The organism is Streptomyces sp. NPDC059900 (genome assembly GCF_050270335.1).
Taxonomy (GTDB): domain Bacteria; phylum Actinomycetota; class Actinomycetes; order Streptomycetales; family Streptomycetaceae; genus Streptomyces.
Genome location: NZ_JBNNJZ010000248.1, coordinates 1 through 11,567 on the forward strand (window position 1 = coordinate 1; position 11,567 = coordinate 11,567).

At 69.9% G+C, this 11,567-nt stretch carries 10 protein-coding genes and 1 pseudogene; 10 read left to right on the forward strand and 1 reads right to left on the reverse strand.

Annotated features, from left to right (window positions below; translation table 11 throughout):
- Nucleotides 1-94: 94 nt before the first annotated feature.
- Complete coding sequence (gene bldD / locus ACQKIP_RS27035; RefSeq protein ID WP_135330908.1) at nt 95-595, reverse strand: transcriptional regulator BldD; 501 nt, start codon at nt 593-595, stop codon at nt 95-97.
- A gap of 198 nt (nt 596-793) precedes the next feature.
- Here bldD and pyrR point away from each other — a divergent pair, with 198 nt between their 5' ends.
- The 10 genes and pseudogenes from pyrR to ACQKIP_RS27085 all read left to right on the forward strand — a co-directional run.
- Nucleotides 794-1,366: a bifunctional pyr operon transcriptional regulator/uracil phosphoribosyltransferase PyrR gene (gene pyrR / locus ACQKIP_RS27040; protein ID WP_190084877.1), complete on the forward strand. Its 573-nt coding sequence runs from the start codon at nt 794-796 to the stop codon at nt 1,364-1,366.
- 82 nt (nt 1,367-1,448) lie between these two features.
- Nucleotides 1,449-2,429, forward strand: coding sequence for an aspartate carbamoyltransferase catalytic subunit (locus ACQKIP_RS27045; protein WP_361192763.1), 981 nt, complete (start codon nt 1,449-1,451; stop codon nt 2,427-2,429).
- Nucleotides 2,429-3,715, forward strand: coding sequence for a dihydroorotase (locus ACQKIP_RS27050; RefSeq protein WP_365864255.1), 1,287 nt, complete (start codon nt 2,429-2,431; stop codon nt 3,713-3,715). Before ACQKIP_RS27045 ends, ACQKIP_RS27050 begins: the two co-directional genes overlap by 1 nt.
- An 8-nt stretch (nt 3,716-3,723) precedes the next feature.
- Complete coding sequence (locus ACQKIP_RS27055; protein WP_365864269.1) at nt 3,724-4,284, forward strand: hypothetical protein; 561 nt, start codon at nt 3,724-3,726, stop codon at nt 4,282-4,284.
- Complete coding sequence (gene carA, locus ACQKIP_RS27060; RefSeq protein ID WP_365864253.1) at nt 4,281-5,453, forward strand: glutamine-hydrolyzing carbamoyl-phosphate synthase small subunit; 1,173 nt, start codon at nt 4,281-4,283, stop codon at nt 5,451-5,453. Before ACQKIP_RS27055 ends, carA begins: the two co-directional genes overlap by 4 nt.
- Entirely contained in the window at nt 5,446-8,754 is a 3,309-nt protein-coding gene (gene carB / locus ACQKIP_RS27065; protein WP_365864251.1) for a carbamoyl-phosphate synthase large subunit, read from the forward strand. The genes carA and carB overlap by 8 nt, the downstream gene beginning before the upstream one ends.
- Nucleotides 8,755-8,828: 74 nt before the next feature.
- Nucleotides 8,829-9,938 (forward strand): quinone-dependent dihydroorotate dehydrogenase, encoded by a 1,110-nt coding sequence (locus ACQKIP_RS27070; protein WP_427744337.1) that lies wholly within the window; start codon nt 8,829-8,831, stop codon nt 9,936-9,938.
- Nucleotides 9,935-10,780, forward strand: a complete 846-nt coding sequence (gene pyrF, locus ACQKIP_RS27075; RefSeq protein ID WP_365864247.1) for an orotidine-5'-phosphate decarboxylase — start codon at nt 9,935-9,937, stop codon at nt 10,778-10,780. Before ACQKIP_RS27070 ends, pyrF begins: the two co-directional genes overlap by 4 nt.
- 287 nt (nt 10,781-11,067) lie before the next feature.
- Nucleotides 11,068-11,391: an integration host factor gene (locus tag ACQKIP_RS27080; protein ID WP_005319887.1), complete on the forward strand. Its 324-nt coding sequence runs from the start codon at nt 11,068-11,070 to the stop codon at nt 11,389-11,391.
- 38 nt (nt 11,392-11,429) lie between these two features.
- Nucleotides 11,430-11,567 (forward strand): annotated as a pseudogene (locus tag ACQKIP_RS27085) (guanylate kinase); the annotation flags it as partial.

Sequence of the window (11,567 nt, forward strand, 5' to 3'; positions counted from 1 at the left end):
GGCCCGGGCGCCACCCCCTCCGCGGGGGGGGGCCTCACCGGTGGGTTCCGGCCCACCCCGGCGTTACGTTTCTGCTCAGCTCTCCCTTGCGGGATCAGACGTCGTCGTGGGCGACGGCGCGGCGCGCGTCCGCGTCCAGGACGCCCCAGCTGATCAGCTGCTCGGTGAGAACCGAGGGCGACTGGTCATAGATCACGGCGAGGGTGCGCAGGTCGTCCTGGCGGATCGAGAGCACCTTGCCGTTGTAGTCACCGCGCTGCGACTGGATCGTGGCCGCATACCGCTGCAGGGGTCCTGCCTTCTCGGCCGGGACGTGCGCGAGGCGCTCGAGGTCGAGCACCAGCTTGGGCGGCGGCTCGGCCGCACCGCCGGGAGCGGTGCCGGGCAGCAGCTCCTGGACCGGGACGCCGTAGAAGTCCGCCAGCTCGGCGAGGCGCTGTACGGTCACGGCGCGGTCGCCGCGTTCGTACGAACCGACCACGACCGCCTTCCAGCGTCCCTGGGACTTCTCCTCGACGCCGTGGAGGGAAAGGCCCTGCTGGGTACGGATGGCGCGGAGCTTGGCCCCGAGCTGTTTGGCGTATTCGCTGGACATATAGCTCCCCGGACGAAGAACGGTAACTCACTGTGAGGTTACGCAGCGTTACTTGGGTGCGTCAAGCCGAATGGTCCGTACCGACCCCTCCGAGGGGGGTCGTGACCGGCGGTGTTGTCGGTGCTGGTAGCGTAGATGGCGCAATTCCGACGTCCTTTAAGGTCCGTCCCGTGAGGCGGAGAAGGAGGTCCGTTTCATATGGACTCGCACGACACGAACGAACCAGATGTGGCCCGGCCCGTTCTCGAAGGCCCGGACATCGCACGGGTGTTGACCCGTATCGCGCACGAGATCGTCGAGCGCGCCAAGGGCGCCGAAGACGTGGTGCTGCTCGGCATTCCCACCCGCGGGGTCTTCCTCGCCAGGCGACTCGCCGAGAAGCTCGAAGAAATCACCGGACGCAGTATCCCGGTTGGCTCACTCGACATCACGATGTACCGCGACGATCTGCGCATGCACCCGCCGCGCGCACTCGCCCGCACCGAGATCCCCGGTGACGGCATCGACGGCCGCCTCGTCGTCCTCGTCGACGACGTGCTCTTCTCCGGCCGCACCATCCGCGCCGCCCTCGACGGCCTGAACGACATCGGCCGCCCGCGCGCGGTCCAGCTCGCCGTCCTCGTCGACCGCGGCCACCGCGAACTGCCGATCCGTGCCGATTACGTCGGCAAGAACCTCCCCACGTCGCTGCGGGAGACGGTCAAGGTCCAGCTCGCCGAGGAGGACGGCCGCGACGCCGTGCTGCTCGGTGCCAAGCCCGCTTCCGCGTAGGACCGGCTTCCCCCACCGGCGCCGGGGCACAGCCCTGCGCGCCCGCGTGCCCGCACACCTCCACCTGACGGAGTACACCCAGATGATGCGACACCTCATCTCGGCCGCCGACCTCACCCGCGACGACGCCGTTCTCATCCTCGACACCGCCGAGGAGATGGCCCGGGTCGCCGACCGGCCGATCAAGAAGCTTCCCGCCCTGCGCGGCCGTACGATCTGCAATCTGTTCTTCGAGGACTCGACCCGCACCCGGATCTCCTTCGAGGCCGCCGAGAAGCGCCTCTCCGCCGACGTCATCAACTTCGCCGCCAAGGGATCCAGCGTCTCCAAGGGCGAGTCCCTCAAGGACACCGCCCAGACCCTGGAGGCGATGGGCGTCGACGCCGTCGTCATCCGGCACGGCGCGTCCGGCGCCCCCTACCGCCTGGCCACCTCCGGCTGGATCGACGCCCCGGTGATCAACGCGGGCGACGGCACCCACCAGCACCCCACGCAGGCACTGCTCGACGCCTTCACCATGCGCCGCCGCCTCGTCGGCAGGGACGCGGGCCTGGGCAAGGACCTGAAGGGCAAGCGCATCACGCTCGTCGGCGACGTCCTGCACAGCCGCGTCGCCCGCTCGAACGTCGACCTGCTGCACACCCTGGGCGCCGAGGTCACCCTGGTCGCCCCGCCCACCTTGGTGCCGGTCGGCGTGGACACCTGGCCCTGCGACGTCTCGTACGACCTGGACCGGGTGCTCCCGGAGTCCGACGCCGTGATGATGCTGCGCGTGCAGCGCGAGCGCATGAACGCCGCGTTCTTCCCGACCGAGCGCGAGTACTCGCGCCGCTACGGCCTGGACGGCGAGCGCATGGCGAAGATGCCGGAGCACGCCATCGTGATGCACCCCGGCCCGATGGTCCGCGGCATGGAGATCACCGCAGAGGTCGCCGACTCCGACCGCTGCACGGTCATCGAGCAGGTCGCCAACGGCGTCCACACCCGGATGGCCGTCCTCTACCTGCTCCTGGGCGGCAACGAACCCGCCGTCACCCACACCCGTACCGAGGAGAGCAAGTAATGAGCAAGACCCTGATCCGTGGTGCGAAGGTGCTCGGCGGCGACGCGCAGGACGTCCTGATCGACGGCGAGACGATCCTCGAAGTGGGGACCGGCATCGAGGCGGGCGACGCGACCGTCGTCGAGGCCGACGGCCAGATCCTGCTGCCCGGCCTCGTCGACCTGCACACCCACCTGCGCGAGCCCGGCCGCGAGGACTCCGAGACCGTCCTGACCGGTACGCGCGCCGCCGCGTCCGGCGGCTACACCGCCGTGTTCGCCATGGCCAACACCTTCCCCGTCGCCGACACCGCCGGCGTCGTCGAGCAGGTCTACCGCCTCGGCCAGGAGGGCGGCTACGCGGACGTCCAGCCGATCGGCGCCGTCACCGTCGGCCTGGAGGGCAAGAAGCTCGCCGAGCTCGGCGCCATGCACGAGTCCGCGGCCGGCGTCACCGTCTTCTCCGACGACGGCAAGTGCGTCGACGACGCCGTGATCATGCGCCGCGCCCTGGAGTACGTGAAGGCCTTCGGCGGCGTCGTCGCCCAGCACGCCCAGGAGCCCCGCCTCACCGAGGGCGCCCAGATGAACGAGGGCGTCGTCTCCGCGGAGCTCGGGCTCGGCGGCTGGCCCGCCGTCGCCGAGGAGTCGATCATCGCCCGTGACGTGCTGCTCGCCGAGCACGTCGGCTCGCGGGTGCACATCTGCCACCTGTCGACCGCGGGCTCCGTCGAGATCGTGCGCTGGGCCAAGTCGCGCGGCATCGACGTGACCGCCGAGGTCACCCCGCACCACCTGCTCCTGACCGACGAGATGGTCCGCTCGTACAACCCGGTCTACAAGGTCAACCCGCCGCTGCGCACCGAGCGCGACGTCATGGCGCTGCGCGAGGCCCTGGCCGACGGCACGATCGACATCGTCGCCACCGACCACGCCCCGCACCCGCACGAGGACAAGGACTGCGAGTGGGCCGCGGCCGCCATGGGCATGGTGGGCCTGGAGACCGCGCTCAGCGTCGTCCAGCAGACGATGGTCGAGACCGGCCTGCTGACCTGGGCCGCCGTCGCGGACCGGATGTCCGTCAAGCCCGCCGAGATCGGCCGGGCGACGGGCCACGGCCGCCCCGTCTCGGCAGGTGAGCCCGCGAACCTCACGCTCCTCGATCCGGCTTACCGTGGAGTCGTGGACCCCGCGGGCTTCGCTTCGCGCAGCGGCAACACCCCCTACGAGGGCCGTGAGCTGCCGGGCCGCGTGACGCACACGTGGCTGCGGGGCCGCGCCACGCTCGTCGACGGGAAGCTCGCGTGACCTCATCTATGCAACTGGCCGCCGAACAGAAGTCGGCGGACGTGACGGACTGGGCCGCCCGCGCGGGCTGGGTCGTCGGCCTTCTGCTCTTCATCGCGCTCGTCTACTGGCTGATGCGCGAGGGCTGGAAGTGGCGCGGCACGCTCCAGGGCGACCTGCCGCCGCTTCCCGTGGTGCCGGATGACGCGGCCCCGGCGAAACTTGAGCTGACCGGCCGCTATCACGGCTCGACCACGGCAGGGCAGTGGCTCGACCGCATCGTGGCGCACGGCCTCGGTACCCGCAGCCGCGTGGAGCTGACGCTCACGGACGCGGGCCTGGCTGTCGTACGCCCCGGCGCATCGGACTTCTTCGTCCCGGCCGGACAACTGCGCGAGGCCCGTCTCGACAAGGGCATCGCCGGAAAGGTCCTCGCGGAGGGCGGTCTGCTGATCGTCACCTGGGAGCACGGCGAGAAGCTCATCGACTCGGGCTTCCGCTCGGACCACGCGGCCGAGCAGGCCGAGTGGGTCGAGGCCATCAACAACATGATCAACACGACCAGCACGACGGAAGGCACCGCACGATGACGACCTCCAAGCAGGGGACGGCCTCGCAGAGGAAGGGGGCGCCTCCCGCCGTACTCGTCCTGGAGGACGGCCGCATCTTCCGTGGCCGCGCCTACGGCGCCGTGGGGGAGACCTTCGGCGAAGCGGTGTTCTCCACCGGCATGACCGGCTACCAGGAGACCCTCACCGACCCCTCGTACCACCGCCAGGTCGTCGTCATGACGGCCCCGCACGTGGGCAACACGGGCGTGAACGACGAGGACGACGAGTCCGCCCGCATCTGGGTCTCCGGCTACGTCGTGCGCGACCCCGCGCGCGTGCCCTCCAACTGGCGCGCCAAGCGCTCGCTCGACGAGCAGCTCGCGAACCAGGGCGTCGTCGGCATCTCCGGCATCGACACCCGCGCCCTCACCCGCCACCTGCGCGAGCGCGGCGCGATGCGCGTCGGCATCTTCTCCGGCGAGGCCTTCGCGGGCGCCGGCGACGACGACCTGCTCGCCAAGGTGCAGGCCGCCCCGCAGATGAAGGGCGCCGACCTCTCCGCCGAGGTCGCCACCAAGGAGGCGTACGTCGTCCCCGCGATCGGCACCAAGAAGTTCACGGTCGCCGCCGTGGACCTCGGCATCAAGGGCATGACCCCGCAGCGCATGGCCGAACGCGGCATCGAGGTGCACGTCCTGCCCGCCACCGCCACGGTCGAGGACGTGTACGCCGTCAACCCCGACGGCGTGTTCTTCTCCAACGGCCCCGGCGACCCGGCCACCGCGGACCACCCGGTCTCCGTCATGCAGGGCGTGCTCGAACGCAAGACGCCGCTGTTCGGCATCTGCTTCGGCAACCAGATCCTCGGCCGCGCGCTCGGCTTCGGCACCTTCAAGCTGAAGTACGGCCACCGCGGCATCAACCAGCCGGTGCAGGACCGCACCACCGGCAAGGTCGAGGTCACCGCGCACAACCACGGCTTCGCCGTCGACGCGCCCCTCGACAAGGTCTCCGACACGCCCTACGGGCGCGCCGAGGTCTCTCACGTATGCCTGAACGACCAGGTGGTGGAGGGGCTCCAGCTCCTCGACCAGCCCGCGTTCAGCGTCCAGTACCACCCCGAAGCCGCCGCGGGTCCGCACGACGCCGCGTACCTCTTCGACCGCTTCGTATCTTTGATGACCGCAGAAGGAGCCCAGCGTGCCTAAGCGCACCGATATCCAGTCCGTCCTGGTCATCGGCTCCGGTCCGATCGTCATCGGCCAGGCAGCGGAGTTCGACTACTCGGGCACCCAGGCCTGCCGCGTCCTGAAGGCCGAGGGCCTGCGCGTCATCCTGGTCAACTCGAACCCGGCGACGATCATGACCGACCCGGAGATCGCCGACGCCACCTACGTCGAGCCGATCACCCCCGAGTTCGTCGAGAAGATCATCGCCAAGGAGCGCCCCGACGCGCTGCTCCCGACCCTCGGCGGCCAGACCGCGCTCAACACCGCGATCTCCATGCACGACCAGGGCGTCCTGGAGAAGTACGGCGTGGAGCTCATCGGCGCCAACGTCGAGGCGATCAACAAGGGCGAGGACCGCGACCTCTTCAAGGGCGTCGTCGAAGAGGTCAACAAGAAGATCGGGCACGGCGAGTCCGCCCGCTCGTACATCTGCCACTCCATGGACGACGTCCTCAAGGGCGTCGACGAGCTCGGCGGCTACCCCGTGGTCGTGCGCCCCTCCTTCACCATGGGCGGCGCCGGTTCCGGCTTCGCGCACGACGAGGAGGAGCTGCGCCGCATCGCCGGACAGGGCCTCACGCTCTCGCCGACCACCGAGGTGCTCCTGGAGGAGTCCATCCTGGGCTGGAAGGAGTACGAGCTGGAGCTGATGCGCGACAAGAACGACAACGTCGTGGTCGTCTGCTCCATCGAGAACTTCGACCCGATGGGCGTGCACACCGGCGACTCGATCACCGTCGCGCCCGCGATGACGCTGACCGACCGCGAGTACCAGACCCTGCGTGACGTCGGCATCGCGATCATCCGCGAGGTCGGCGTCGACACCGGCGGCTGCAACATCCAGTTCGCCATCGACCCGACGGACGGCCGGGTCATCGTCATCGAGATGAACCCGCGTGTCTCGCGGTCGTCGGCGCTCGCGTCGAAGGCCACCGGATTCCCGATCGCGAAGATCGCGGCAAAGCTGGCCGTCGGCTACACGCTGGACGAGATCCCGAACGACATCACCGAGAAGACCCCGGCCTCCTTCGAGCCGAGCCTCGACTACGTCGTGGTCAAGGCCCCGCGTTTCGCCTTCGAGAAGTTCCCCTCGGCGGACTCGACCCTGACGACCACCATGAAGTCGGTCGGCGAGGCCATGGCGATCGGCCGCAACTTCACCGAGGCGCTCCAGAAGGCGCTGCGCTCCCTGGAGAAGAAGGGCTCGCAGTTCACTTTCGTGGGCGAGCCCGGCGACAAGGCCGAGCTCCTGGACGCGGCGGTCCGCCCGACCGACGGACGCATCAACTCCGTCATGCAGGCCATCCGCGCCGGCGCCACCCCCGAGGAGGTCTTCGAGTCCACGAAGATCGACCCGTGGTTCGTCGACCAGCTCTTCCTGATCAAGGAGATCGCGGACGAGCTCGCAGCCGCCGAGCGCCTGGACACCGACCTGCTCGCCGAGGCCAAGCGGCACGGCTTCTCCGACCACCAGATCGCGGAGATCCGCGGCCTGCGCGAGGACGTCGTCCGCGAGGTGCGCCACGCCCTGGGGGTGCGCCCGGTCTACAAGACGGTCGACACCTGCGCCGCCGAGTTCGCCGCGAAGACCCCGTACTTCTACTCCTCGTACGACGAGGAGAGCGAGGTCGCCGAGCGCGAGAAGCCCGCGGTCATCATCCTGGGCTCGGGCCCCAACCGCATCGGCCAGGGCATCGAGTTCGACTACTCCTGCGTCCACGCCTCCTTCGCGCTGAGCGACGCGGGCTACGAGACCGTGATGGTCAACTGCAACCCCGAGACCGTCTCCACGGACTACGACACCTCCGACCGGCTCTACTTCGAGCCGCTGACGCTCGAAGACGTCCTGGAGATCGTCAACGCCGAGGCGCAGGCCGGGCCGATCGCGGGCGTCATCGTCCAGCTCGGCGGCCAGACCCCGCTCGGCCTCGCGCAGGCGCTCAAGGACAACGGCGTGCCGGTCGTGGGCACCTCGCCCGAGGCCATCCACGCCGCCGAGGACCGCGGCGCCTTCGGCCGCGTGCTCGCGGAGGCCGGTCTGCCCGCGCCCAAGCACGGCACCGCCACCACGTTCGGCGAGGCCAAGGCCATCGCCGACGAGATCGGCTACCCCGTCCTCGTACGCCCGTCGTACGTGCTCGGCGGCCGCGGCATGGAGATCGTGTACGACGAGACCCGCCTCTCCGCGTACATCGAGGAGTCGACCGAGATCAGCCCCTCGCGGCCGGTGCTCGTCGACCGCTTCCTCGACGACGCGATCGAGATCGACGTGGACGCGCTCTACGACGGCGAGGAGCTCTACCTCGGCGGCGTCATGGAGCACATCGAGGAGGCCGGCATCCACTCCGGCGACTCGGCGTGCGCGCTGCCCCCGATCACCCTCGGCGGCCACGACATCAAGCGCCTGCGGGCCTCCACGGAGGGCATCGCCAAGGGCGTCGGCGTGCGCGGGCTCATCAACATCCAGTTCGCGATGGCCGGGGACATCCTCTACGTCCTGGAGGCCAACCCGCGCGCCTCGCGCACCGTGCCCTTCACCTCGAAGGCGACCGCGGTGCCGCTGGCCAAGGCCGCCGCGCGCATCTCGCTGGGCGCGACCGTCGCCGAGCTGCGCGCCGAGGGCATGCTCCCGGCCAACGGCGACGGCGGCACGCTGCCGATGGACGCGCCGATCTCGGTGAAGGAAGCCGTCATGCCGTGGTCGCGCTTCCGCGACATCCACGGGCGCGGCGTCGACACCGTGCTCGGCCCGGAGATGCGCTCCACGGGCGAGGTCATGGGTATCGACTCGGTCTTCGGCACGGCCTACGCCAAGTCGCAGGCCGGCGCCTACGGCCCGCTGCCGACCAAGGGCCGCGCCTTCATCTCGGTGGCCAACCGCGACAAGCGCTCGATGATCTTCCCGGCGCGCGAGCTGGTCGCGCACGGCTTCGAGCTGCTCGCCACGTCCGGCACGGCCGAGGTGCTCAAGCGCAACGGCATCAACGCCACGATCGTGCGCAAGCAGAGCGAGGGCGAGGGCCCGAACGGCGAGAAGACGATCGTCCAGCTGATCCACGACGGCGCGGTCGACCTCATCGTCAACACCCCGTACGGCACCGGCGGCCGCCTCGACGGCTACGACATCCGTACGGCGGCCGTGTCCCGCTCCGTGCCGTGCCTGACCACGGTCCAGGCGCTCGCCGCCGCCGTCCAGGGCATCGACGCGCTCAACGGCGGGGACGTGGGCGTGCGTTCGCTCCAGGAACACGCGGAGCATCTGACCGCGGCCCGCGACTAGCAGCCCACCAGGGGGACACCGATTCGGTGTCCCCCTTCTGGTGAGCACACCTGAGGACTCCTGAGGACCCCTACATGTACAAATTCTTCTTCGACCTCGTCTTCAAGCGCATGGACCCGGAGCAGGCCCACTACACGGCCTTCCGCTGGATCCGGCTCGCGGCCCGCGTCCCCGTGCTGCGCACCTTCATCGCCGCCGCGCTCGCGCCGCGCCACAAGGAACTGCGCACCGAGGCCCTCGGCCTGCGGATGCACGGGCCGTTCGGGCTCGCCGCGGGCTTCGACAAGAACGCCGTCGCGATCGACGGCATGTCGATGCTGGGCTTCGACCACATCGAGATCGGCACCGTCACGGGCGAGCCGCAGCCGGGCAACCCCAAGAAGCGTCTCTTCCGCCTCGTGCAGGACCGCGCGCTGATCAACCGCATGGGCTTCAACAACGAGGGTTCCGCGGCCGTGGCGGAGCGCCTGGGCGCCCGCAGGGCCGTCTTCAAGACGGTCGTGGGCGTCAACATCGGCAAGACCAAGGTCGTTCCCGAGGAGGAGGCCGCCGCCGACTACGTGAAGTCGACCGAGCGGCTCGCCGCCCACGCCGACTACCTCGTGGTCAACGTGTCGTCCCCGAACACCCCCGGCCTGCGCAACCTCCAGGCCACGGAGTCGCTGCGCCCGCTCCTGACCGCCGTGCGCGAGGCGGCGGACCGCAGCGTCAGCGGGCGGCGCGTGCCGCTCCTGGTGAAGATCGCCCCCGACCTCGCCGACGAGGACATCGACGCGGTGGCCGACCTGGCCGTCGAACTCGGCCTCGACGGCATCATCGCCACGAACACGACCATCGCGCGCGAGGGCCTCGGTTTGCGATCCGAACCTTCGCTCTGCGCAGAGACCGGCGGCCTTTCGGGCGCGCCCCTCAAGGAGCGCTCCCTGGAGGTCCTGAGCCGGCTGTACGCCCGCGTGGGCGACCGCATCACGCTCGTGGGCGTCGGCGGCATCGAGAACGCCGAGGACGCCTGGCAGCGCATCCTCGCGGGCGCCACCCTGGTGCAGGGCTACAGCGCGTTCATCTACGAGGGCCCCTTCTGGGCCCGCGCGATCCACAAGGGCCTTGCCGCCCGCCTGAACACCTCCCCGTACGCCACGCTCGCCGAGGCCGTCGGCGCCGACGCAAGGACGCCCGCATCATGAGTGCTCTCGAACCCTTCGGTACGCGCCTGCGCCAGGCCATGGACGAGCGCGGTCCGCTGTGCGTCGGCATCGACCCGCACGCCTCCCTGCTGTCCGGCTGGGGCCTGAACGACGACATCGCGGGCCTGGAGCGGTTCACCGCCACGGTCGTCGATGCGCTCGCCGAGAGCGTCGCGGTGTTCAAGCCGCAGAGCGCGTTCTTCGAGCGCTTCGGCTCGCGCGGCATCGCCGTACTGGAGAAGGCGGTCCAGGACCTGCGCGCGGCCGGGGCCCTGGTGGTCATGGACGCCAAGCGCGGCGACATCGGCTCGACCATGGCCGCGTACGCCGAGACTTTCCTGCACAAGGACTCGCCGCTGTTCTCCGATGCCCTCACGGTCTCGCCCTACCTCGGCTACGGCTCGCTGAAGCCCGCCGTCGACCTGGCGCGGGAGAACGGCGCCGGGCTCTTCGTGCTCGCCCTCACCTCCAACCCCGAGGGCGCCGAGGTGCAGCACGCGGTGCGCGAGGACGGCCGCACGATCGGCGCGACGATGCTCGGGCACCTGGCCGCCGAGAACGCCGGTGCGCGGCCGCTGGGTTCCTTCGGTGCCGTCGTCGGGGCGACCCTGGGCGATCTGTCCTCGTACGACCTCGCCGTCAACGGACCGCTGCTGGCTCCCGGCATCGGGGCGCAGGGTGCCACCCCCGCGGATCTTCCCGGTGTCTTCGGGGACGCCGTGCGCAACGTCGTGCCGAGCGTCAGCCGGGGTGTCCTGCGTCACGGTCCCGATGCCGCGGGTCTGCGCGGCGCGGCGAGCCGGTTCGCGGACGAGATCCGGGCGGCCGTAGCCGCCGCCTGAGGGTCCGCCGAGGGCGTTTTTCCGTCTTCGAAGGACGTGTCCGGCCACGTCCTTACGTTTCGCTGATGGCTCACCAGGCCAAATCCGGGGTGAATTGCCCGAAATGTACACCTCGACAGAGGCTGACCAGGACTTTTCGTCTGTTCTCGCTGACTCCAGCGGCCATGCCCGCTAGTCTCCGACGAGAGCGAACGGGCAAGCGCGTTGCACGTTGCTCACCAGGTGTGGGGCGACTAGGTTCCTCACCGGTCCGTATCCGACAGTTCGACATCCGAGGTGACGTAGGCGTGGCTCTTCCGCCCCTTACCCCTGAACAGCGCGCAGCCGCGCTCGAAAAGGCCGCCGCGGCTCGCCGGGAGCGGGCCGAGGTCAAGAATCGACTCAAGCACTCCGGTGCCTCGCTTCATGAGGTCATCAAGCAGGGTCAGGAGAACGATGTCATCGGCAAGATGAAGGTCTCCGCCCTCCTGGAGTCCCTGCCGGGCGTGGGCAAGGTCCGCGCCAAGCAGATCATGGAGCGTCTTGGCATCTCCGAGAGCCGCCGTGTGCGGGGTCTCGGCTCCAACCAGATCGCCTCCTTGGAGCGTGAGTTCGGTGGTGGCGCTGCCTGACGTTCTCAGGCACTCCTGAGAACCTGGATAATCGCTGCATGGCTGCAACATCCCGGGGGACGACCCCCGTGCCCCCGGACGTACGTCCGCGGCTGACCGTGCTCTCCGGCCCCTCCGGGGTCGGCAAGAGCACGGTCGTCGCTCATATGCGCAAAGAACACCCCGAGGTGTGGCTC